The sequence below is a fragment of the Aquimarina sp. 433 genome, assembly GCF_054054605.1.
The window spans coordinates 178,703-203,345 of sequence record NZ_JBSWZK010000007.1; the positions used below are offsets into that span (position 1 = coordinate 178,703).

Annotated in this window: 22 protein-coding genes; 12 read left to right on the top strand and 10 right to left on the bottom strand. The window is 33.0% G+C overall.

Annotated features, from left to right (window positions below):
• Window positions 1-19 precede the first annotated feature (19 nt).
• The 5 genes from ACWNT5_RS15490 (at window position 20) to ACWNT5_RS15510 (ending at window position 5,707) form a co-directional block, all read left to right on the top strand.
• A complete protein-coding gene (locus ACWNT5_RS15490) occupies window positions 20-1,405 on the top strand; it encodes an alpha-amylase family glycosyl hydrolase (protein ID WP_456517846.1) in 1,386 nt (461 codons plus the stop codon).
• A gap of 300 nt (window positions 1,406-1,705) precedes the next feature.
• Window positions 1,706-2,452 carry a T9SS type A sorting domain-containing protein gene (locus ACWNT5_RS15495; RefSeq protein ID WP_456517847.1) on the top strand — a complete coding sequence of 249 codons (747 nt, stop codon included), beginning with the start codon at window positions 1,706-1,708 and terminating at the stop codon, window positions 2,450-2,452.
• Between the two features lie 266 nt (window positions 2,453-2,718).
• Window positions 2,719-3,705 (top strand): 6-phosphofructokinase, encoded by a 987-nt coding sequence (pfkA, locus tag ACWNT5_RS15500; RefSeq protein WP_299607055.1) that lies wholly within the window; start codon window positions 2,719-2,721, stop codon window positions 3,703-3,705.
• 42 nt (window positions 3,706-3,747) lie between these two features.
• Entirely contained in the window at window positions 3,748-4,749 is a 1,002-nt protein-coding gene (gap, locus tag ACWNT5_RS15505; RefSeq protein ID WP_299607056.1) for a type I glyceraldehyde-3-phosphate dehydrogenase, read from the top strand.
• A gap of 88 nt (window positions 4,750-4,837) precedes the next feature.
• Entirely contained in the window at window positions 4,838-5,707 is an 870-nt protein-coding gene (locus ACWNT5_RS15510; RefSeq protein WP_456517848.1) for a BadF/BadG/BcrA/BcrD ATPase family protein, read from the top strand.
• A 42-nt stretch (window positions 5,708-5,749) separates the two neighbouring features.
• Here the strand turns inward: ACWNT5_RS15510 and ACWNT5_RS15515 are convergent, their stop codons facing one another.
• The 6 genes from ACWNT5_RS15515 to ACWNT5_RS15540 all read right to left on the bottom strand — a co-directional run bounded on the left by ACWNT5_RS15515 (window position 5,750) and on the right by ACWNT5_RS15540 (window position 13,048).
• Complete coding sequence (locus ACWNT5_RS15515) at window positions 5,750-6,124, bottom strand: hypothetical protein (protein ID WP_299899180.1); 375 nt, start codon at window positions 6,122-6,124, stop codon at window positions 5,750-5,752.
• 41 nt (window positions 6,125-6,165) lie between these two features.
• On the bottom strand, window positions 6,166-7,983 hold the full coding sequence (locus ACWNT5_RS15520; RefSeq protein ID WP_299899182.1) for a sensor histidine kinase: 1,818 nt from the start codon (window positions 7,981-7,983) through the stop codon (window positions 6,166-6,168).
• Window positions 7,984-7,993: 10 nt separating this feature from the next.
• On the bottom strand, window positions 7,994-8,578 hold the full coding sequence (locus ACWNT5_RS15525) for a DUF4202 domain-containing protein (protein WP_456517849.1): 585 nt from the start codon (window positions 8,576-8,578) through the stop codon (window positions 7,994-7,996).
• A gap of 62 nt (window positions 8,579-8,640) precedes the next feature.
• Complete coding sequence (nirD, locus tag ACWNT5_RS15530; protein WP_299607061.1) at window positions 8,641-9,018, bottom strand: nitrite reductase small subunit NirD; 378 nt, start codon at window positions 9,016-9,018, stop codon at window positions 8,641-8,643.
• Between the two features lie 45 nt (window positions 9,019-9,063).
• The gene (nirB, locus tag ACWNT5_RS15535; protein ID WP_456517850.1) at window positions 9,064-11,580 is read right to left on the bottom strand and encodes a nitrite reductase large subunit NirB; all 2,517 of its coding nucleotides are present in this window, start codon (window positions 11,578-11,580) and stop codon (window positions 9,064-9,066) included.
• Between the two features lie 160 nt (window positions 11,581-11,740).
• Window positions 11,741-13,048: an alginate export family protein gene (locus ACWNT5_RS15540; protein WP_456517851.1), complete on the bottom strand. Its 1,308-nt coding sequence runs from the start codon at window positions 13,046-13,048 to the stop codon at window positions 11,741-11,743.
• Between the two features lie 270 nt (window positions 13,049-13,318).
• Here ACWNT5_RS15540 and ACWNT5_RS15545 point away from each other — a divergent pair, with 270 nt between their 5' ends.
• A complete protein-coding gene (locus tag ACWNT5_RS15545; RefSeq protein ID WP_456517852.1) occupies window positions 13,319-14,005 on the top strand; it encodes a response regulator in 687 nt (228 codons plus the stop codon).
• An 18-nt stretch (window positions 14,006-14,023) separates the two neighbouring features.
• On the opposite strand, the gene ACWNT5_RS15550 is transcribed toward ACWNT5_RS15545, so the two are convergent.
• Window positions 14,024-14,857 (bottom strand): type IV pili methyl-accepting chemotaxis transducer N-terminal domain-containing protein, encoded by an 834-nt coding sequence (locus tag ACWNT5_RS15550; protein WP_299607065.1) that lies wholly within the window; start codon window positions 14,855-14,857, stop codon window positions 14,024-14,026.
• Between the two features lie 453 nt (window positions 14,858-15,310).
• Here ACWNT5_RS15550 and ACWNT5_RS15555 point away from each other — a divergent pair, with 453 nt between their 5' ends.
• From ACWNT5_RS15555 to ACWNT5_RS15580, 6 genes are all read left to right on the top strand, one after another.
• The gene (locus ACWNT5_RS15555; protein ID WP_456517853.1) at window positions 15,311-16,717 is read left to right on the top strand and encodes a CmpA/NrtA family ABC transporter substrate-binding protein; all 1,407 of its coding nucleotides are present in this window, start codon (window positions 15,311-15,313) and stop codon (window positions 16,715-16,717) included.
• A gap of 128 nt (window positions 16,718-16,845) precedes the next feature.
• The gene (locus tag ACWNT5_RS15560; RefSeq protein WP_299607067.1) at window positions 16,846-17,940 is read left to right on the top strand and encodes an ABC transporter permease; all 1,095 of its coding nucleotides are present in this window, start codon (window positions 16,846-16,848) and stop codon (window positions 17,938-17,940) included.
• A gap of 10 nt (window positions 17,941-17,950) precedes the next feature.
• Window positions 17,951-18,814, top strand: coding sequence for an ABC transporter ATP-binding protein (locus ACWNT5_RS15565; RefSeq protein WP_299607068.1), 864 nt, complete (start codon window positions 17,951-17,953; stop codon window positions 18,812-18,814).
• A gap of 16 nt (window positions 18,815-18,830) precedes the next feature.
• Window positions 18,831-19,652 carry an ABC transporter ATP-binding protein gene (locus ACWNT5_RS15570; protein WP_299607069.1) on the top strand — a complete coding sequence of 274 codons (822 nt, stop codon included), beginning with the start codon at window positions 18,831-18,833 and terminating at the stop codon, window positions 19,650-19,652.
• Window positions 19,653-20,025: 373 nt separating this feature from the next.
• Entirely contained in the window at window positions 20,026-20,355 is a 330-nt protein-coding gene (locus ACWNT5_RS15575) for a hypothetical protein (RefSeq protein ID WP_299607070.1), read from the top strand.
• Between the two features lie 73 nt (window positions 20,356-20,428).
• Entirely contained in the window at window positions 20,429-20,755 is a 327-nt protein-coding gene (locus tag ACWNT5_RS15580; protein WP_299607071.1) for a hypothetical protein, read from the top strand.
• A gap of 300 nt (window positions 20,756-21,055) precedes the next feature.
• On the opposite strand, the gene ACWNT5_RS15585 is transcribed toward ACWNT5_RS15580, so the two are convergent.
• From ACWNT5_RS15585 to ACWNT5_RS15595, 3 genes are all read right to left on the bottom strand, one after another.
• Window positions 21,056-22,810 (bottom strand): cytochrome c biogenesis protein, encoded by a 1,755-nt coding sequence (locus ACWNT5_RS15585; RefSeq protein WP_456517854.1) that lies wholly within the window; start codon window positions 22,808-22,810, stop codon window positions 21,056-21,058.
• Window positions 22,800-24,119, bottom strand: a complete 1,320-nt coding sequence (locus ACWNT5_RS15590) for a cytochrome c biogenesis protein ResB (RefSeq protein WP_456517855.1) — start codon at window positions 24,117-24,119, stop codon at window positions 22,800-22,802. Before ACWNT5_RS15590 ends, ACWNT5_RS15585 begins: the two co-directional genes overlap by 11 nt.
• Window positions 24,120-24,256: 137 nt before the next feature.
• Window positions 24,257-24,625, bottom strand: a complete 369-nt coding sequence (locus tag ACWNT5_RS15595) for a hypothetical protein (protein ID WP_456517856.1) — start codon at window positions 24,623-24,625, stop codon at window positions 24,257-24,259.
• Window positions 24,626-24,643 lie beyond the last annotated feature (18 nt).

The following is a 24,643-nucleotide window of genomic DNA, read 5'->3' on the forward strand; positions in this document are numbered from 1 at the left end:
CAAAATCAAACTAGAACAAATGAAAAGAATAATCTTAGGTCTTTTATTAGCGGGTATTGTAACTTCTTGCGGAAAGACAAAAAAGGAAGAAACCGTCGCAGAGGTCACGGAAACTATTATTGAGGAAGCAAAAGAGGAACTAGCACCAATAAGTAATGCAATGATGGAGAATGCTGTTATATATGAAGCTAACATACGACAGTATTCAGAAGAAGGATCTTTTAAAGCTTTTACTAAAGACATTCCAACATTAAAAAATCTTGGAGTAAAAGTATTATGGGTTATGCCAATATATCCAATATCAACAACCAAAAGTAAAGGTCCATTAGGAAGCTATTATGCTATTTCGGATTACACAAAAGTAAATCCTGAATTTGGAACTTTAGAAGATTTTAGAGATTTAGTAAAGACTGCTCATGATAATGGTATCTATGTAATATTGGATTGGGTTGCTAATCATACTGGTTGGGATCATGTTTGGTTAAAAGAACATCCAGAATTTTATACTAAAGATGATAAAGATGAAATAACACATACGGTAGGAACCGATTGGACTGATGTGGCAGACCTTAATTATGATAATCAGGAGATGAGAGCAGAAATGGTAAAAGCTATGCAATATTGGTTAAAAGAAGAAGGAGTAGATGGTTTTCGTTGTGATGTAGCAGGAATGGTCCCTGTTGATTTTTGGGAATCTACCGTAGCTGAACTAAAGAAAATAAAACCAGTATTTATGTTAGCCGAAGGATGGGAACCAGAATTGATGGAGAACGCATTCGATATGGGATATGGATGGGATACACATCATGTAATGAATCATATTGCAAAAGGAGAGAATACAGTAGCAGCTTGGGATAAGAGAATGAAACAAGTAGATTCTATGTATGCTGCAGATGATATATTAATGAATTTTACTTCTAATCATGATGAAAACTCGTGGAATGGTACCGTACAGGAAAGAATGGGAGATGCTAAAGAATTATTTGCAGCACTATCTTATGTCGCACCGGGAATGCCATTAATATATTCTGGACAAGAATATGATATGGATAAACGTTTGTTATTCTTTGAAAAGGATACCATTATTAAAAAGAAAGGAGTGTTTTATCCATTATACGAAAAACTAGGTAAGCTAAAAAATGAGAATATAGCATTACACGGAGGAAAAAGTGCTGCTTCTTATGAAAGAATAAAAACTTCTGCTGATGATAAAGTTTTAGCGTTTAAACGTGAAAAGGAAAATAATAAGGTGATTTTTGTGGCGAACATGACAAAAGAACCTGTGAAATTTACCGCAGAATATGAAGGAGAGTTTAAAGAATATCTTTCTGGTGAATCTATAATGGGTACCAAAGGACAAGAATATGACTTAGATCCATGGCAATACTTAATTTTAATTGAGTAGTTAAGCTATATAAAAGGAATTATAAAAGCAGTGTTTCTAAAACACTGCTTTTTTGTTTTTTTAAATTATGATGGCGTTAAAGTTTCTAAATTGTAATCTAGGATACTTTGGAAAGATGAATTTGAAATGAAGATTATAAATTGATCTTTTTTATTGAGTTATGTTATTTTATGATTAATTAAGGGAATTTTCCCTTAATTAAAAGGTATTTCCACAATAAAATGAAGCAGTATTTCCATAATTTAGAGATTCAGATTTAGCTAAATCAATTATTTCTAACCATTAAACTTCATTTTAATTATGAAAACTCTTAAAACACTTTTATTCATTTGTTTTTTCGCTTTTAATTTTTCGGTGATCAATGCGCAAATTAAAATTGGTCAAGGGGTAACATCTCCAAATGATTGGGTTGATTACAACACGACGGGAATCTATGTAGATGTAGATACGAAATCTTGTGGTTTTACTACGACACCTCATTATTTAGTAACCCTGGAATCCACAAGTAACAAAGGGTTTCATTGGTATATTTCTGGGGTTCCTTCAATTTATAATACAACACCAACTGGTTTTAGAGTATATCTGCGATGGACAGATGCTCCATCTGATTTGCCTACTGTCGGATCTCTTAATTTTCCTAATCCTTTAAGAGCAAGTACGGCTCAGGATAGAGATTGGGTGATTCGTTGGACTGCTATAGAAATGCAAGATTGCTCACCATCTAGATTAGATAGTAGTGCAGTAAATACTATTTTTTCTGGTGCTTTTGGAAAAGATGGTGATATCTTACCTAAAGATAATAATGCAGGTGCGGTAGATACTACTCCAGAGAATAATCTTAAAATATTTCCAAATCCTAGTAGTAATATTCTTAATGTAGAATATAAAGGAAGAATTGAAAAACATGAAATTTATAATTTAAACTTTCAATTATTAGGAACATATCATTCTAATACAATTGATATTAAGAAGTTTCCAAAAGGGAATTACTTATTAAAAACCTATACCTCTCAAGATGGAATAGTTACTAAACAATTTGTGAAGTAAAAATTTTATAAAGTTTATAATTTTAAGTTTAAAATTTTAAGGAACGGTTTATGAATGTAAGCCGTTTTTTGATTTTGTATGAATTATAAAGGAAATATACTCATGTTTATACAATTTTGAAATTTTACTTATTCCTTAACATTTTAGATGTAAATATGTTAAAACCGTACCTTTTTTGTCAGCAATTACTGAATTTATTAACCGAAAACGTTTTAGATTTTAGGCAAATTAGGTTATTGTGATCAATAACAATAGATTTGGCTTCAATGATGGAAAAAGTGAAAAATATTGCGGTTCTAACTTCTGGAGGAGATGCTCCAGGAATGAACGCTGCTATTAGAGCAGTTGTTCGTGCATGTAGTTACTATGAGGTTGAATGTTTTGGTGTGTATAAAGGTTATGAAGGTCTTATACATAACGAAATGGAAAAACTAAATGCGCGTTCGGTAAGAAATATTATAAATAAAGGAGGAACTTTTCTAAAATCAGCACGTTCCAATGACTTCAGGACAGAAGAAGGTAGAAAAAAAGCCCATGATAATCTTATCAAAAACAACATTGATGCTCTTATAGTAATAGGAGGTGATGGAAGTTTTACCGGAGCTTTAAAATTATCAGAAGAGTTCAACTTTCCGGTAGTAGGTATTCCAGGTACTATAGATAATGATATTAATGGAACAGATTATACGATTGGATATGATACTGCACTAAATACGGTTGTAGAAGCAATTGATAAAATACGAGATACGGCAAGTTCGCATAACAGATTATTTTTGATTGAAGTTATGGGAAGAGATGCAGGAGATATTGCTCTAAATGCAGGAATTGGAGCAGGAGCAGAGGAAATACTAATTCCTGAAGAAGATATGGGGATTGATAGACTTATAGAGTCCCTTAGAAAAAGTAAAAAAACAGGAAAGACATCTAGTATCATAGTAGTTGCTGAAGGAGATAAGTCCGGAAAGAATATTTTCGAATTAGGAGAATATGTAGAAGAAAATTTGGAAGATTATGAAGTTAGAGTTTCAGTACTAGGTCATATACAAAGAGGTGGTGCACCAAGCTGTTATGATCGAGTTTTGGCAAGCAAATTAGGAGTAGGCGCCGTAGAAACTTTATTAGAGGGAAAAAGCCAGGTAATGATCGGAATTGTACACAAACAGGTTACAATCGTACCGCTTACCACAGCTTTAGGGAAAAGAACACATAAACACGATAGATTAATAAAAGTAGCTGATATAACTTCAGTTTAAATATAACCACGTTTTAAATCAAAAACAACTAAATTATTAAGTATGAGTACGTTAAAAATTGGAATTAACGGTTTCGGTAGAATTGGAAGAATTGCCTTTAGAATTGCTTCTAAACGCGAGAATGTAGAAATAGTAGCTATTAACGATTTGTTAGATGTAAACCACCTGGCTTATTTGTTAGAGTACGATTCCGTTCACGGAAAGTATGATGGGACTATAGCAGTAGAAGATGGGAAGTTAGTGGTAGATGGCAAAGCAATTCGTGTTACTGCAGAAAGAAACCCTGAAGATTTAAAGTGGGACGAAGCTGGAGTAGAAGTAGTAATGGATTGTACAGGTATTTTCACCACTTTAGATAAAGCGGATGCTCATTTAAAAGCAGGAGCCAAAAAGGTAGTGATTTCTGCACCTTCTGCTGATGCACCAATGTTTGTAATGGGAGTAAATCATAAAGATGTTAAACCAACAGATACTATTGTTTCTAATGCATCTTGTACAACAAATTGTTTAGCTCCTCTAGCTAAAGTAATCAATGATAACTTTGGTATAGAAGAAGGATTAATGACTACAGTGCATGCAGCTACAGCTACACAAGCAGTGGTAGATGCTCCATCTAAAAAGAACTTTAGATTAGGAAGATCTTCCCTAAATAACATTATTCCTTCATCAACAGGAGCTGCAAAAGCGGTAGGTAAAGTTATTCCAGAGTTAAATGGAAAGCTTACAGGAATGGCATTCAGAGTTCCAACGGCTGATGTTTCTGTGGTAGATCTTACTGTAAGAACTAAGAAATCTGTATCTTATGATGAACTTAAGGCAGTTGTGAAAAAGGCTTCAGAAAACGAATTGAAAGGTGTACTAGCATATACAGATGAAGATGTAGTATCACAAGATTTTGTTGGAGAAGATCATACTTCTACTTTCGATGCGGGAGCTGGAATTGCTTTAAACGACAATTTCTTTAAGTTGGTATCTTGGTATGATAATGAGTATGGATACTCATCTAAATTAGTTGATCTTTCATCATACGTAGGAAATCTATAAGGAGTAATATATGATATTGCCCTGATTTCGGAATGTTATTGGGGCTTTTTTCTTAGATATACATACACACACAACAAATTTTTTTTAAATGATTTTAATAGCTGACGGTGGTTCTACTAAGTGCGATTGGATTCTCCTTGATGATGTAGGGGAAATCGTGTTTAAAACGCGTACAGAAGGATTAAATCCTGCTGTATTTGAAAAGTCTTTGTTAGAAAAGCGAGTTCGGGCTAATGCCGAGTTAATCGAACATAGGACAACAATTGAGGCAGTTCACTTTTATGGAGCAGGATGTGGTACGGAGAAACCAGCTGCCATGCTAAAAAAAGTGTTTGAAAACTTTTTTGTCAATGCAGATGTCATTGTTAGAGAAGATATGGTAGCAGCCGTGTATGCTGCAACTACAGAACCTGGTATTGTGTGTATTTTAGGAACAGGTTCTAACAGCTGTTATTTCGATGGTGATAATATACACATGGCCGTAGATTCGTTAGGGTATATTTTAATGGATGAAGCTAGTGGGAACTATTTTGGAAAACGGCTGATAAGAGATTATTATTATAAAAGGATGCCTCCGGAGGTGGCAGGAGAGTTTGAAAAACGTTTCGACCTTTCCTCTGATACTATAAAAGAAAATTTATATAAAAAGGAAAATCCTAATACCTATCTAGCATCATTTGCAGAGTTTATTTTTACAAGTGAACGTAACGGATACTTTTATAAAATTATTACAGAAGGAATTCAGGAATTTGTAGAAACTAGGGTTTTATGTTTCCCTGAAGCACAAAATGTACCAGTACACTTCATTGGATCTATTGCACATTTCAGTGAGGATATTATCCGAGCAGCGGTATGGCCTTATCATTTAACGGTTGGTAATATCGTAAGAAGACCAATTGACGGTATTATAGATTATTACCGAAATGATGTGATTCAGAAAAATCCAAATAACGTATAGGTAAGATAACGTTACCTTGAAGAAAATTAAAAGAAGGAGAAGTTAATGGTAATGTTCTAAAATTATCAGATTTTCTCCTTTTTCCATTTTCCATAAGCTAGCTACAAAAAAGTAAGACCCTTCAAAATCCTCGTAATCACAACCTACAAAATAATCATCATCATCTTTGATTATTTTTTCGCAGATGTGTTTTTTCATTTCATTATGCCAAAAACTGTCATTCTCTTCTTGATCAATCCAATCTATTACATCCCTTTCAGAAATAATTCCTAGTTGTGTTTTGTTGTCCGAAATTAGTTTTTCAACCTCTTTTTCCTTAAGATATTTAACAAACTTTTTACTAATGGTCTCTTCCTTCCAAATTCTTTTGGAATCCCAGTTCATTAAATACTTTATGTTTTCCTTTGTTGTTTTCACTCTTCTTTTTTGGGGAATAATTCTGGGTAAAAGTATATATTTTATTTATTAAAATTGTAATTTAAGGTAATTCTTGTTCCTTTTTCGGGTGTACTACTTATAAATATTCGACCATTTATATAGTTCATTCGCTCTTTCATAAAAAATAGACCCATTCCACCTTCGGCATTGTTTTTTGGCTTATCCGGAATTTTACTTAGATCAAAACCTTTACCATTATCTTCAATACTTATACTTAAAACGGATTCTGAGCTATTTATTTTAATGAGTATATATTCAGAATTAGCATATTTAATAGCATTATTTACGGCTTCTTGTGTAACCCTATATAAATTGGTTTCGACTAACGAATCAAAACGAATATCTGTGTCAGATGTGTCTTGGAGAATGATGTTTTTGCTGGTTAGTTTGGTTAATTCTTTTGCCATTTTCTGAAGGGCAATACTAATACCATAATCTTTTAATTCTGGAGGTGTAAGATTAAAGGTTGCGGTTCTAATCCCAAGAATCAAATCTTTGGATAATTTTTTTAATCCTTCAATTTTTTGATTTGTTTTCTCTACATTCTCCGTGTTAATCGATTCTATATTAAATTTTAATGCAGTAAGCATTTGACCGATACTATCATGAATTTCTTTGGCAATTCGTTTTCGTTCCTCTTCTTGCGCTTCTACTATCTGACTGGCATTTGATTTTTGTAATTCCTCTTTTTGGCGATATTCTAAATCTGTTAACCTTTTAATTTCTAATTGAGCTTCTTTTCTTTTAGAAATATCAGAACAAAGAACCAACCTTTCACTATTACCAGATTCCTTAAATACATTAAGGATAGAAATGTCCAACCACATTTTTTGACCTTCACTTGTAGTAAATTCAAATTCTTCATTAAAAACACCACCTTTGTTTTGTGCAATAAGAAGCAAAAGTCTATTGGTCTGTAATTCACTTAATTTCATAAGTTCAACAAGGTTTTTTTGATCTACTTTTTGATCTACATTTAGAACTTTTCGAAATCGTTCACCTAAATTTTTAATAAATCCTTGTTCATTTACTCTAGCGTAAAGCAATGTTTGATCTAATGCTTTGGTTAAAGAAATAAGTTCTTGTACATTTTCATTTTGAATTTTCCTCAGTTTCTCAGCATTTTTAGCCATATCAGTTGCATCTTTCTGTGAGATCAGAAGATCAAATATGGTCTTTTTAATACTTAGTGCTACAGGTCTAAATAATAGGAAAAATTCAAAGACTAAGATTAAAATAATCAATCCAAAGAGTAAATATTCTATCTGTTTAAGGCTTGAAATTTTTTCTTGTGCATCTTTTTCATACCTAAATACAATAGCATCCATTTGTTTCAGGAAAAGAGGTTCGTTGAAGATAACACTATTTAGATATGGGGTTAGTATTTCATTGTTAATGGAATCATTTCGGGCTAATGAAACTATTTGCAAACTATTTTCATAAATAGTTTCGAAATAGGGTTGTAAAACCAAGAACATCCGCTTGATTTCGGTACTATCATTTTTACCTTTAGGAATCGAATCATTATAGCGTCTTAATCTCTCGTGGGATGTTTTCCAAAGACTAATGGTTGCTTCTAGGTCATTCAAATATCTTTTTTTTGATATAGAATTGGTAGCGTTACTAAGTAGTAATAGTTCTTTAGTAAGCTTTTGGCTTAACATTCTTTGTCTACCAGAAATATTTATGATTTTAGAATCATCAATCTGAGAATTAAGATATCGTTGAATAAAGAACTGACCTCCAATAGTGAAAATAGCAATAGCGCCTAGCGCAATAATATAAATTTTACTAAGGCGATTAAACGTTTGAAGATCTAGTGACTCTAATTTATTCAATTTAACAAAATTAACCGATCGCTTTTTGTATCAATTCCAGTCCTTTTTCAGTATAGGATAATTGCAATGCCGCTTCCTGTCCTCGTTCAGACATTTTTCTCCATGTTTTTTGCAATATATCGATAACTTTTTCGTCAGAATGCTTTTCGAAAAAGTCGGTATAGTAGAACTCTAAAAAAACCAAACAAATTACATCTTCTAAGATTTGGGTTCCCTCATCTTTTTTAAGTTTCTTTTTCTGTATTAAAAATGAAACTCTATCTATCATTTCTTGATCATACCCAACTTCTGACATGATTTCAGAAGTCTTAGCTGCATGAAACTTTTTCAGTTCTTCTCTCCATTTTAAATAGCCAACACGGTCCATTGGATACTGGTTTCGTGGTATTTCCCAGCGACATATATGTTGAGCTCTAGCTGCTATTTCTAATGCTTCAGAAGGGGTCTTTTCGAACTTAGAAAGTGTAGCACTCATTCTTTGTCCATAAATTAACTCTTTTGCTACCTGTTCCTTATTAACATTTTCAGTATTCGGATCTTGAGCATTTAATTTATCGATAAGCGAAAAAACTTGGTCTAATTTTGTGGTTGGCATAAAAGTAAACTATGATTAGAATACTTGCTAATGTAAGGCTTTTATAAGGAATATAATATTGATTATTCTTCAAAACCGATAAATACGGTTCCGTCTTCTACCTTAACAGGGTATGTAGCAATAGCAGCTAAATCCCCATTTAAATTTTCACCACTTTCTAAAGAAAATGTTTTTTTATGCATCGGGCAAGCAACTTTCGGTATTCCTGAGTGATCTCCAATCATTCCTCTACTTAGAACCATTTCCATTTTGTGAGGACACACATTTTGACACGCGTACCATGCATTTTTTCTTTCAAAATTAAAGACAGCAATCTGTTTTCCTTTGTATTTAACGCAAGCACCTCCATTTTTTGGAAAATCTTCTACTTTAGCTGCTTCAAACCAAACTTTTACACTCTCTAAACTAGTAGTCTTGTATATTTCTAAAATTTCTTCCATACTCTTACTATTTTACATACTTGTTAGACTCATTTCCTGGATAGTCTACTTCCAATGTTGTGGCATTTTTTGATCTCTTAATGGAACGAATACCAAGTTATCATCGGTATCGTCACTATTTACAAAATGATTGAAACGTTTCATGATTTCTTCATCCTGTATGGCTTGAGTCCATTCACATTGGAAAGAATCAACCAGCTTTGCCATTTCATTTTCAAGCTCTTCCGCTAATTGTAGTTTATCGTCTACAACAACTTCTTTTAAATACTCAATCCCACCTTCTAAATTATCTAACCACTTTGCTGTTCTTTCAAGCGGAGCTGCAGTTCTGATGTAATACATCAAAAATCTGTCGATGTATTTGATTACAGTTTCATTATCTATTTGCTCTGCTAATAATTCTGCGTGTCTAGGATTCGCTCCACCGTTTCCACAAACGTATAAATTCCATCCTCCTTCTACTGCGATGACACCAAAATCTTTACATCTTGCTTCAGCACATTCTCTAATGCATCCAGATACACCTCCTTTTATTTTGTGAGGAGATCGTAATCCTTTATAACGTTCTTCTAATTCTATAGCGAAGCTCACACTTTCATCCATTCCATATCTGCACCATGTAGATCCAACACAACTTTTTACCGTTCGAAGAGATTTACCGTATGCATGCCCACTTTCAAAACCGTGGTCTATTAGATCTTTCCAAATTAACGGTAATTGATCCAATCTAGCCCCAAAAAAGTCCACTCGTTGACCACCCGTTATTTTTGTATACAAATCGTATTTTTTTCCTACTTCTCCAAGAACAATAAGTTTTTCTGGAGTAATTTCTCCTCCAGGAATTCTAGGTACTACAGAATATGTTCCATTTCGTTGAATATTTGCTAGAAAACGATCATTAGAGTCTTGAATTGCTATTTCTTCATTAGCTGTGTCTGCGTATAAACTCGCCATGATAGAGGCAATTACAGGTTTACACACTTCACATCCATCACCTTTACCATAGGTATCCAGTACTTCATCATAAGTTCTATAACCTTTTACTTTAATAATATCATAAAGTTCTTGTCTGTTATAATCAAAATGCTCGCAGATGTTGTCTTTTACTTCTTTTCCTAATGAAGTTAGAGTAGCATTTACTAAATCTTTTACCATTGGTTTACATCCACCACATCCTGTTCCAGCTTTTGTACATGAAATTACTTCTCCAAGATCATTAGCTTCACCACTTTCTATGGCGCCACATATTTGTCCTTTGGTAACACTCTCACAGGAACAAATCTGTGCATCATCTGGTAGATCCATTACATCGCCTAAAAGAGCACCTCCATCAATACCTCTGCTTCCTAGGATAAGATCTTCCGGCTCTTCAGGAAGTTTTAAGCCATTAATATAAATTTGGAAAAGTGAGTTGTAATCTGAAGAATCTCCAACTAAAATACCGCCTAATAGTTTAGTGCCATCTTTAGAGACGTTGATTTTCTTGTAAACTCCTTTGCGTTTATTTTTATAAGTAATCTCATCTACTTCTTTTTTTGCTTCATTTAGTGCGTCTCCGAAACTAGCAACCTCGGTACCAATCAATTTTAATTGAGTAGACATATCAATATACTCGGGCATTTCACGAGTGCCGCCAGTAATTTGATCAACAGCAATTTCTGCCATGTCATAACCAGGAGCTACCAATCCATAAATCATACTATTTAATAAGGCACATTCTCCTATGGCATAAATAGATTCATCCGAAGTCTGCATTTGCTGGTTTACTACGATGCCTCCTCTAGTTCCTACTTCTAATCCAGCTTCTTTTGCAACTTCATCACGTGGTCTTATACCAGCAGAAACGACTAACATATCTACTTTTAATTCGGTATCATCTATATATTGTAGTCCTTCAATCGCTTTTGCACCTTGTATAAACTTTGTTTGTTTCGATAGATGTACTTGTAACCCTAAGCTTTCTATTTTAGCTTGTAGCATATCACTTGCTCCTTTATCCAATTGTCTTGGCATTAATCTAGGAGCAAATTCTACCACATGTGCATTTAGTCCAAGGTTTTTTACTGCATTGGCAGCTTCTAAGCCTAATAATCCTCCACCAAGAACTGCAGCTTCTGTTTTGCCTTGAGCTTTTAATTTTTTTGCGTACGCTTCTGTAGCTTCTAAATCTTCAATTGTTCGATATACAAAAACACCTTCTTTATCAACACCTTCAATCGGAGGAACGAAAGCGGAAGATCCAGTAGCTAATACAAGATAGTCATAGGAATAAGTGTCACCACGATGATTGGCTACTGTTTTTTGTTCTCTATTAATCTCAGTAATCATTTCTGAAATATGAAGATCTATGTTGTTTTCTTCATACCAACTGGCTGTTGACATACTTAGATCTTCAGCAGTTTTACCATCGTAAAATTCACTTAAATGTACTCTGTCATAAGCTCGTCTTGGTTCTTCCCCAAATACGATTAACTTATAATCATTAAACTTTTCTGAGGCTACAAACTTTTCGCAAAACTTATAACCTACCATTCCGTTACCTATTACTACAACCTTCTTCATTAGTTACGTATTTAAAATTCAAAATTAAGTATTAATACGTATTTAATTAATAAGAATTACGTAATTATATATGTTTGTCATTGAGAAATTCGAAATAATGCATAAAAAAACCTGCAAAATATAATTGCAGGTTTTCATAAATAAACTAAAATCGGTTGATTTATTCTTTTGATTTATTCCATTTAAATAAGTTTGGGTTTACCGTTAACATTACCCATCCCCAATTTTGTATACTATCAGCTTCTCCACCAGCTCTTGCATTGGCAAAATCTTCATCAAGAAAAGACTGTGAATATCCTATGTTTAATTTAGCATATGAAGTAATTTTTTGTGTAAACACTAAATCTACTGATGTACCATATGAGCCAGCTTCATATGAAGCTCCATTAAATGCAGCATCTTCTAAACCTGAAAAATAATGTGCTTTGGTTAGTAATGTTGATTTTTCACCTAGTTTAAATACAGCTTTAACATTAAGATCTAATAATCCACCATTGTTTGCATGACGACCTACGTAGAAGAAGTCTTGAAAACCGTTAAACTTGTGATTTGTTCCGAAAAGCGGAAAAAATGCTTCCGTTTTATCTGCAGTATCAGGATCGTTACCACTTAGAATTTCGGCTCCTATTCCAAATAAAGTTTTACCCGGTTTATAGGTTAAATTTAACATCGCTTGGTAAGCGCCAATACTCACTGTTTCTGTAAAGTCTCCAAACTGATAATAAAAACTACCGTCTAAACCAAATGCACCTTTTTTGTACTTACTGTAAACCCCAGTGGTATGTCGGGAAATAAATCGGTCTATAGCAGCTCCGGTTCCGTCAAGAGCTTGAAACTGATTGTTTAAGAAAAGAAAACTTCCAGAAAATGATTCACTGAATTTATTGTTTAAGTGTAAAAACTGTAATGATTTATACTGAAACACAGGTTGTCCAGCACCTGAAGGTTGGAAAACATTACCGAAATTACTGATTCCGTTTTGGTTAAACGCAAAACCAACATCTAGTTTTAAGCCAGAGTTTTTGTAACGTATCAAAGCTGCATCGTGAGTTCTTTGTTGATCAGCCCATCCAAGAGCCCCTAAAATTCTCTGATCGTCATAGCTTAAGAATTGACGTCCTACTTTTGTGGACCATCCGCCACCGAGAGAAAGTAATGCCCAAGCACGGTTTACTCTAAATCCACCATTTCCTTGGTCATCAGCAGTAGAAAGTTGAGGTCTATCACCCCATACACTTGTACCTTGTAAATCTAAAAAAGTTGTGATTTTGGAATCGCTATATTTAACCAATAAGGCAGAACGTTGTGATACGAAGGCAGATCCTTCCACATCTTCTGGTGCAACATCTTGAAAACCATGACGATATTCGAATCGAGGTCGAACCATAGCATCTACACTTAACTCTTGCGCTTCTCCCTTAAATACCATCACCGTTAATAGTATGGTAAAGAATAATTTGTTTTTCATCTCTTAAGTTTTTGTTTAATGTGTGTTATAAATTGTTCACACCATTGCTAAGTTTTTTCAATTAATCCTATTAGCTGATATATTAATTGAACTTTTCAAAACTAAGTATTAATACGTATATTCTTTGTGTTTTTTAGATAAAAATACTTATTTTTATTTCAAAGATTATCAATTTCTAGAAGCCTTTTTTGAATTATTCATATCTTTGACTCATAGAAGGGCGTATTGATACGTAAATTATAGTAATCACAAATTAAGTATTGAGTTAAAATGGTAAGTATTGTATTAGTGGATGATCATTTTTTGGTTAGAGATGGAATTCGTTCTCTTTTAGAAGATGAAGAACAATATAAGGTTATCGGAGAGGCCTCTAATGGTAAGGATGCAATAGATTTGGTACAATCTCTAAATCCAGATATTGTAATTTGTGATATTAGAATGCCTGAAATGTCTGGGATAGAAACTGTAGAGAAGCTAACTGAATTATCTGTAGCTTCTAAATCCATTATGTTGTCTATGCATGACTCGGATGAGTATATTTTACAATCGATCAATGCTGGTGCAGATGGTTATTTGCTAAAAGACGCAGGAAAAGAGGAGTTTTTGAAAGCTTTATCTACTGTTAGTAAAGGAAATAAGTATTTTAGCGGTGATGTTTCTTCTATATTAGTAAAGAACTTGCTTAATAAAGGTAGTGCTAAAAAAGCAGATCAAATAGAGGAAAAGTCGGATGTAAAGGTGAAGCAAGCGAAGAAAAACCCTTTTGATTTAACAAAAAGAGAAAATCAAATTTTGAAATTGGCTGTTTCCGGTATGACTAACAAGGATATCGCTTCGGAATTAGAAATTAGTAAACGAACAACAGAAGTTCATCGTTTTAATCTGATGAAAAAAATGGGGGTTAAAAATGTATTGGAACTTAGCAAAAAAGCCAGAGAATTTGATATGATTCCCTGACTTTAAGAAGCTAATCCACTAATTGTTTGCTATTCCTTCGTATAAACCTGTAATTTTATTAAAGGACTTTGTTAACTGGTTTGTGGTCGCAAACATTTCTTGTAAAGGGAATTCACCGTTAAGTAATCCTCTTTGATTTGTTTGAAACTTTTCCCAATACGACATTACAACTCCTAACTCTTCTTCGATCTCTGTGCTGTTATAACTACTTATAAGTAATTCTCCAATGGTAGTATCGAATTTTTGGTAAGTTTCACTAAGTATTTTCTTAAATTCAGGACCTTCGCCTTTAAACATGGTTGCAGCAGTATAATAAAGACATAGTCTTTGTGATAACATACGTTGTCTTCCTGAAATATTGATAGTTTTTGCAAAATCCTTATTCTTATTTTGAAAAAACTGATTATTATAATTATAACTGTTTTCTATACTAATAACGACGTCATTACAGGCTTTTAACAAAGCTGTGTTTGTTTTTACAATACGCAAAGAGTTTTGTACATCTGGAGGGCTCATAATAATAGCCTTAAAATCATTCCATAAAGTTTGTACTTTTTTTAGCGATAACTTTGTAGAGGAGCTTGTAGCATTTGTGGTAAGTATTTGAAGTTGTTTCTCAAATATAAATTTGCTCGAGTTTAATTCTTTTTTAATAGAAGGATCGCTGATTCCTTTGGCCATTAATAAGTATGCTTTCGAAATTTTCTGTGATAACATACGTTGTTTTCCTGATACATTAATCGCTTTGGCGTAAGTTATAGATCCAAAGCTATTAGATTGAGCATTTATTGTGACGCACGTTATTAAGAAAATAAAAATGACGGGCAAGGTTTTAATAGTTCTTTTTTTCATAAATAATTTTTTAAGAAATTATACTTTTTAGTGCTATAGTATGGTATGAACTTGGGTAAATTAATACTTACAAACTAAGAAGAAAATGTTTACGTTTTTGAAGTAATTTAGTACGAAAATACTTATTTTTTTTTGAGAATACCAAATATTTGGTACGTAGTTTTTTTTGTGTAAAACAGGATTCTTTCTAAATATGGATAAACCGTATTAAAAATACTGTAATACAGTTAATATATTGATATTCAAAACATTACAATTTTAATAGTTTTAAAGAGAGTTCATATTTTAATTTTTGACCTATTCAGATTATCAATAATTCAATCTACAACTACCTAATTTGAGAAATACGTAATTAACGCAATAAATACGTATTTTTTTTCCTTAAAACTTTTTTAGTAAGTATTAATACTTAATTTTGTTGTATTCTATTAGCTGAATTTCAAAAATCAAATTATGAAAACAATGAATTTTAAAATAGGGATCTTCTTAACTGCATTGGTTATGTTGTCCTGTGGAGGAGAAAAGAAGAAAGAAATCGCTTCAAGTGGGGAAGAGGCCAAAGAAGAATCATCTAAATTAACTATAGAGAAACCTCAATTAACTTTTGGTTTTATAAAGTTAACGGATATGGCGCCTTTAGCAATTGCAAAAGAAAAAGGTTTTTTCGAGGATGAAGGGCTTTTTGTATCAGTAGAGGCTCAGTCTAACTGGAAAAATGTATTAGATCGTGTGATCGACGGGCAATTAGACGGATCTCATATGTTAGCAGGTCAGCCAATTGCAGCTGGTGCTGGTTTTGGAAGACAAGCGGAGTTGGTGACACCTTTTTCCATGGATTTAAATGGAAATGGAATCACCGTTTCTAACGATGTTTGGTCTAAGATGAAACCAAATGTACCGAAGGGTGAAGATGGAAAACCAATACATCCTATTTCTGCGGAAGCTTTAAAACCCGTTATAGAGTCTTATAAGAATAAAGGAAAAGCTTTTAAAATGGGGATGGTATTTCCAGTTTCTACTCATAATTATGAAATACGCTATTGGTTAGCTGCTGCTGGAATTAATCCTGGTATGTATTCGAAAGATAATATTCAGGGTCAGATAGATGCTGAAGTTCTTTTATCTGTAACACCACCACCACAAATGCCAGCTACTTTAGAGGCAGGTACAATATATGGGTATTGTGTAGGAGAGCCATGGAATCAGCAAGCGGTATTTAAAGGTATTGGAGTACCGGTAACTACAAATTACGATATCTGGAAAAATAATCCAGAAAAGGTGTTTGTAATGACTAAAAAATTCGTTGAACAGTATCCTAACACTGCGACAGCTGTAACAAAGGCTTTGATAAGAGCGGGTAAATGGTTAGATACTCCAGGTAATAGAAAAGAAGCGGTAAAAATATTGTCAATGCCAGAATATGTTGGTGCTGATGAGGCAGTTTTAGCAAATTCTATGACAGGAACATTTGAATTTGAAAAAGGTGATAAAAGAGAGATGCCAGATTTTAATGTGTTCTATAGATATGATGCAACGTATCCATTCTATTCTGATGGTATATGGTTTTTAACTCAAATGAGACGTTGGGGGCAAATTCCAGAAAGTAAGCCAGCAGAGTGGTATGATAAAACAATCAAAGATATTTATCGTCCTGATATTTGGACTAAAGCAGCTAATTTATTAGTAGCAGAAGGGCATTTAGAGGCTTCTGAATTACCAAAAACAGATGGGTATAAGCCAGCTACTACAGATTTTATAGATGGTAATAAGTTCGATGCGAAAGATCCTATTGGATACATTAATAGCTTCGGTATTGGAAATAAAGAAAATGTAGAAGGTGTTTCAAGCATAGAGAAATAAAAGAGAGTTTTCTCTTTTATTTCTCCTTCTCTCAGAAAAAGTAAGTTGAATAATAAGAAACAATCAAGTAATCTCTGACACAAAGCATAATCTGAAGATAGTAGTTGGGGAGCAATAAATTAAATGACATGAAAGATAGATCTATTCATATTCTGAATTTTGTAGGATTAGGGTTTTTTGAACCAGCTATTAGATTAGCGGCAGGAGAGGAAACCAAGAAGAATTTAATTGCTTTGTTAAAAAAAGTTTTCTTACCTGTTTTGTCGGTAGGATTGTTTTTGATTTTATGGCATGCCGGAGCTACTTATTTATATAATGTAGAAAAAGATTTTAAAATAGAAAGAGCTCAAGAAGCGTCTGGTGATGCTGGAGTTACTCTAGAGTTACAGAGAATTGAATCTGGAGAGTCTTCTATTAATTCCTTACCATCTCCAGGTGCGGTTTTGGATGCGTTTAAAACATTATTGGCAGATCATAGAAGTATAACAGCAAAGAAAGCAGCTTTTAAAGAAAAGGTAGCTGCTACGAACGCGAAGCGAGAAGAGCAAGGATTAGATCCGATAAAATACACAGGAAGACCATCATTCGTAGATCAAATATTTACAAGTTTGAAAACCGTGTTTGCCGGATTCTTTTTAGCACTGTTTTTGGCAGTTCCTGTAGGGATTATATTGGGGCTAAGTAGTACGTTAAGATCTTCGTTTAATTGGTTGATTCAGATATTTAAGCCTGTTTCTCCAGTGGTTTGGTTTCTATTGGTGTATATGATCGTGAAAACTATGACTTTGAGTTATAATGGAGATGTGTCTTTTATTATTTCTTTTATAGCCGTTGGGTTATGTGCCATGTGGGCAACATTGGTGAATACCACTTTAGGAGTTTCAACGGTGGATAAAGACTATATAAATGTTGCTAAGGTTTTAAATTTGGGAGTAGGGCAAAAAGTATTTAAAATTGTTTTGCCTTCGTCTTTTCCTTTGATATTTACAGGTCTTAGAATAACTGTTTCTGTTGCATGGATGGTATTGATCGCAATTGAACTACTTTCTCAAAGTCCTGGTTTAGGAACTTTTGTATGGGAAGAATTTCAGAATGGTGCAAATGATTCAAATGCTAAAATAATAGCCGCAATGTTTGTGATCGGAATCATTGGATTCTTATTAGATAGATTAATGTTTACAGTACAGAAATTTGTAACTTTTACAGAAGAAGCTGCTGCTTAAAATATATAGTATGGCATACATAGAATTAAGAAATGTTTCTAAGTCATTTGGTACTGGAAAGGATTGTACAGAAGTATTATCTAATATTAATTTAGAGATAGAAGAAGGTGAATTTGTTGCTATTGTTGGTTTTACAGGCAGTGGAAAAACAACATTAATAAATCTAATATCAGGTTTATTAATGCCTGATGAAGGAGAGGTGTTATTTAAAGGTAAGCCTGTGACAGGACCTAGCCATGAACGAGGTGTTATTTTTCAGAATTATTCTTTATTGCCTTGGTTGAACGTTAGAAATAATGTTGGGATGGCGGTAAAAGAGGCGTTTAAAAAAATGTCTAGAAAAGACCGAAATAAGCGTGTGGAAGATTATGTGGAAATGGTAAATCTTTCCCCAGCGATAGGCAAACTTCCAAAAGAACTTTCTGGGGGAATGCGACAAAGGGTTTCTGTTACTAGAGCGTTGTCCATGAGTCCAGAGGTAATACTAATGGATGAGCCATTGAGTGCTTTGGATGCTTTAACGAGAGGGAATCTTCAAAAAGAAATTTTGAATATCTGGAATAAGGACAAAAAAACAGCATTGTTAATTACTAATGATGTTGATGAAGGGATATTGATGGCAGATAGGATTATTCCCTTGAAACCTGGTCCAAAGGCAACGTTGGGGCCAGAATATAAGATAAATCTGGAGCGTCCAAGAGATAAAACGGCTCTTAATCATAATGAAGAGTACAAAAAGCTTCGTAATGGTATTATGGAATATTTGATTCAAATTGGAGAGCAAAGAGCTTCTAAGAAAAGTGCTGATTATGTGTTGCCAGATATAAAACCAGTAATCAAGCCAAAACCTTTTAGAAGATTAAGTTTTAGTTAATAAAAACAGATGAAGCATGGAGACAGTTGAAAAGTTAGGAATTAGAAGATCTGATAATGGGTTGTTTGAGGATAAGTATATGTTAGATATATCTCAATTAACTAAGATTTATCCTACTCCAAAAGGAGATTATGTTGTACTTGATGATCTGGATTTAAAAGTAAAACATGAAGAGTTTATTTCTATTATTGGTCATTCAGGTTGTGGAAAATCCACCTTATTGACAATGATAGCAGGTTTAAATCCTATTTCTAGAGGTACAATAATAGCTAATAATGAAACCGTAAGAGGGCCAGGTCCAGATAGAGGTGTTATTTTTCAATCGCCTAGTTTATTGCCATGGATGACAGCGTATGATAATGTAATGCTAGGAGTTAAGCAGGTTTTTGCTCATGGCACGAAAAAGGATAGAGATGATATTGTAAAGTATTATCTGTCTAAGGTGGGATTAGAAGATGCTATGTACAAAAAGGCAAAAGAATTATCTCAGGGAATGCAACAGAGAGTCGGAATCGCTAGAGCTTTTGCTTTAAAGCCTAAGGTTTTACTATTAGATGAGCCCTTTGGAATGCTAGATTCTCTGACAAGAGGTGAGTTGCAGGATGTCCTTATAGAAGTTTGGAATCAAGAAAAAATAACTGCGATTATGATTACACATGATGTTGATGAATCTATATTTTTGGCGGATAGAGTAATTATGATGACTAGTGGGCCAAGAGCTAAAGTAGGAGATATCTTAGAAATTGATTTTGAACGTCCACGTTTAAGAAAAGATGTTTTAGAACATCCAGATTATTATAAATATAGAGAGCATTTGATTGATTTCTTAGAGCATTAGAAGTTAGAAAATAGATACTATTTTTTTAAACCTCGTACTATTCCTAATACATAGGAAATAGTACGAGGTTTTTTATTTTATGAGTATTTCGCAAACAATGAATAGGTTTTTTAGGATTATAATTAATACTATTCCATTAATTTTTTTGGATCTTAAATTATCAAAAAGATAATTTATCATGGTTTTTTTTTGTTAAAACATAATTATTTGTGTTTAACCCTATTTTTTTAGGGGTTAAATTGTTTTTATATATGTTTTATATATAGATTTGTATTGTTTTTAAGGGGGTATAAACATAGAAATATATTTAATTTTTAATTTAACCCTTAAAAAAAGGGGGTAATTTAGATTTTTTTGAAAATAAAAGAAGAATATGAATATTGAAGAATTAATTACTGCGTCAATTACTGAATTTTTAGATGTAGAAGTGCATAGAGATACTGGGAATCTTGATTTTTCGTCTAAAATAGAAATAGTAAAGAAACGTATTACGAATAAGGTGAAAAATAGTCCAGATTCTTATGGTATGGTGAATGGATTGAAAGGATATGAGTACGAAATGTTTTTTAGTAGTAATCCTAATGATATGATTAAAATTGATGGATGGATTCCGATAGATACGGATAGAATTGAAAAAGCAGATAAAATAGAGGAGTATATAGAAATAGGTCTTCTTAGAAAGATAGGGAGTTCCTTAAGTTGATTCTGTTGTTATAAAGATATATTGCTGATTGGCTAGCTTTAAATAAATTATGAACCCAAAAACAAAATGAATTATGAATGTAAATGAATTAATCACAGAGGCTATTACAGAGTTTTTAGATGTGGAAGTAAATGGAGAAACAGAAAATTTGAATTTTGCGTCTAAGATCGAAATCGTTAAAAATAGAATTACCGATAAAGTAAAAAATAGTCCACATGTCTATGGTCTTGCAAAAGATGCAGAGGAGTATGAATATGAGATGTTTTTTAGTAGTAATCCTAATGATATGATTAAAATTGATGGTTGGATGCCAATTGATACTAAAAAGATAGAAATGGCAGACAAGATTACGGAATATATAGAAATCGGTTTGCTTAGAAGAATAGAAAAAGCTGCGTAAGCTTTAACGTTATAGTTCACAACTTTTTGTGAAAAAGTAGGATAAATAAACTTTGTTTAAGTAATATTGGGGTGTAAAACTAATGTTATTATAGGCAAAGTTTATTTTTTTAAGTATTTTTATAATACACTTTTAAAGCTGGGATACCATTATACATCTATATCAAAAAGATTACATTAAAAAATAATATTGATTGGACTTAATCCATAAAAATTTAGTGTTTGAAACCTTAAAGATCTAGTAGCTTTAAGTGTTTCTTGTGTTGCCGGTTATGAGGAGTCATGACCGGCTTTTTTTATTCTAATTAAATCGTTTCCTATAAATGGGTATTATGGAGATTAGCAATGCTATTGGGATGATAATATATATCCAATAAGGAATAGGGAATGGATCTCCTTTGGCGTAGGAATGAAGACCTGATAAATAATAATTTACCCCAAAGAATGTCATAATTAAGCTACTAAGTGCAAATAGGTTACAAACATTAAAAATGTAGATGTAATTTTTTTGGAAAATAATTCTAAGATGTAAGACGAAGGAGTAGATAATAATACTAATCAAAGCCCAAGTTTCTTTAGGGTCCCATCCCCAGTATCTTCCCCAGGATTCATTTGCCCAGATACCTCCTAAAAAAGTGCCTATAGTTAACATGTATAGACCAATTGTGCTAGTAAGTTGATTTGTGTTGGTGAGTCTGTGGATGGTTTTTTCTGCATTAGTGGTATTCCAAAAAACTTGAAAGCACATGATCAAAAGGGTGATTAATGAAAGTAATGATCCTAGTGCCAGAAAACCATAACTGGCGGTTATTACCGCAACGTGTATGAGTAGCCAATAAGATTTAAGTACAGGAACTAAGTTGGTGATTTCCGGGTTCATCAAGCTTCCGTGGGCTATTCCTATCAAACAAATCGCAAGGATAGAAGATGCTGCAGGTGCAAAAGAACTGTTTTTTTGAAAAATAAATCCAGCTAACATTCCAATCCATGCTATAAAAATAGTAGCTTCATAACCATTGCTCCAAGGAGCATGATTTGAGATGTACCATCTAATTATGATTCCCGAACCGTGTGTTATAAAAATTAAAAATATGGCAATCAATATAATTTTGACAAGTTTTTTAAGGAATTTGTTTTGATCTTTGAATATTTGCCAGAAACTTAAAATTATTAGTAGAGTCCCTAGTAAGGAATATCCTATAAGGCACCATAAAAATATTGGGTTGTTGTTAAACCAAATTTCAGTATTTATCTTGTTTTCTGACAGGATGATTGAAGCTCCATTCTCTTTCTGAAATTTATTTATAAGTTCAATCGTTTCATCAGGTTTTGTCCAATCATTAGTTTTAATAGCATTAGAAAGATTTTCAAAGTAAGTAGGTATGATTTTATCAAAGAAAAGTTGATCTTCTTTTTGAAAGTTGCTATCTGTATCTATTGGGCAGAGCCATTTCTGATTTGAATCGTTTTTGTCTGGAAAAATTTTTAAGAATTGACCATTAAAAATCCCCCAGATGATGTTTACACGTTCGTCAATTTTGATAATGTCTTTATCAAAAGCAGAACGTTTTCCAGGTGCTTTGGAGTAAGCTTTGTTAACTAAATGTTTTAGTTTGTAGTTTCCTTGAAAATCAAAGAACTGAGAAACACTGCTGTGTCCCGAATTGTTGATTTCAATCAAATGGTTTAATTCATGTATTGCTTTTTTTTCAATTTTTATGAGTTCTAATAATTGCCATGAATCTGGTTTGTATTGCATGCCAATAAACACTTGAGTGGGAGAGAGCTTTTTTTTATTATGTTCCTTATCTAGATATGTAAACCTACTTTTACCATAGATTTTTCTTAATAATTCTAGGGATAATGTACTGATTGGCTTTATTCTGCCTTGGAAATCTTGGATTTGGATTTTGGCAATTTTTTCAGCGTGAATTTCATTGATAAGTTGTCTATCAATCAGCTCGTATGTCGTTAGATTGTGCAGTTGCTGCCCAGATAGTGATGGTGTAGCGACAAATAAAAAAAGTATAATGCTATAGATAAACTTATTTTTCACGTAGTAGTTTTAATATAAATCCAAAGTATGATGTTCTCCAACATAAACTAAGTATCATTCCTAATCCTAATAGGCTATATCCGATATAGGTGATTAGTGTTCCCCAGTAGTCATGATTAACAGATAAAATGGTTCCGCTTTCATCAGGTAAGTAAGCAGATTGAAAAAATCTAAAACCTTTATGATTTAGAACATTATTCATGAAAATGGTATAGTCAAACATGTTGTTTTTTTCTTGAATCTGTAGGTTGCTATAAAAGGCTGATGGGCTGTCTGATCCGGGATAGCGTTCCAAAATAAAATCTTTGAGGTATATAGAAAATGGAAGTTGTATGGGTTTGGATCCGTATCTAATATTTAGATGAATACCATTTATGAAAACAGTCTGGTGTGGATTCATATAGCCTGGACCGCCAAATATTGTAGTTTCTAGTTGTTTTTCATCTGATGTGATTAATAATTTAATAGCAGCTTCAGGATTTTTCTTGTCAGCAGTTCTTTCCTTGGACTCAACTGTTAGATATTTGTTTTCTATTACTTCGTTAAAGACTAAAGGAATTTTATTGATTTCGCTAAGTGCTTTAAATTGTAACGGGACTAAACTGTCTTTTGGATACGAACTTGCTTTGTTAAGTGTCATGGAGAAATAGTCAGTTTCTTTGGGAAAAGAAGCTTTCCAAATATCATTTTTCTTAGTAATAAAAATATCTTCAGGTTGTTTGTTCTCGTTTTCGAAAGAGATGGGGATCCCATAAATACTAGTACGATCACCTTTTTTTACATAAAAATCTTTCCGCTCTTCTTTGTCTGCAATTACGATATGCAAGTATGTTGCTCCCGAAGTACTGTCTTTAACTACATAATGCGCTCTGGGAATATATTCTTGAAGTTTTATATTCACTTTTTTATTATCAAAAACGTAATCATTATTAATGTTGTTGAAGCCAATTTCACTCATGTGTATTGGTTTGCTAATGTAGCTTTGATCAAAGGAATCGTTACTTGCTTTAATTTGTAAATGGCTATCAATCGAAATCATACGGTCACTAGCGGTTTCTTCTTTAATTGTTATTAGAGCTTCGTAACCTCTATATCGAGTGACTCCTGCTCCTAAAATGATGATGATAAAAGCAATATGAAATATGAAAATTGGAGCTTTTTCTAGGCTAAAAAGATTGTATTTTGAAATATTTCCAATAAAGTTAATAGCAAGTAGTAAAACAAGAATTTCAAACCATTTTGCATTGTATACTAAGGCTTTAGCTGTTTCTGTACTGTAGTCATTTTCTATGAAAGTAGCTGTTGCCATTGAAATAGCAAATACAAGAAGTAGTAGCGCACTTGTGCGGTTCGAGAAAAGTATCTTTAAAAGATGGTTCAATATTTATTTTTCTTTAGATGTTTTTTAAGTGCTGTTATTTGTTGGTAATAAAGGATAGTACTTTGTTATTCCTTCATTCCTAGGTTAACCCAAGCTTTGATAGTTTCTATAGTACAACTGTCGATTTTTGTTTCTTTTCTGTAGGGCATAGCGATATAGCCTTGAGCATGAGTAATCGAGCCAACAAGTTGTCCACTTTCTCCCATCTTTTTTAAACTTGGGTAATCAAAAATCTTCACTCTAGATGCTTTTTCTTTATACACATCAGAGGCATGGCATTTAAAACATTGAATTTCGATTATGGAAGCGATATGTTCGTTATAGGTTATATTTTCTGGAATATCGCATTCCTCTTTAGGTTCGCCTTTGCAAGAAATTAATGATATTAATAATGCTAAAATTGATACCTGTTTAATAAAATTGGAGAAGTTCATCTTCTGTGTTTTTATGGT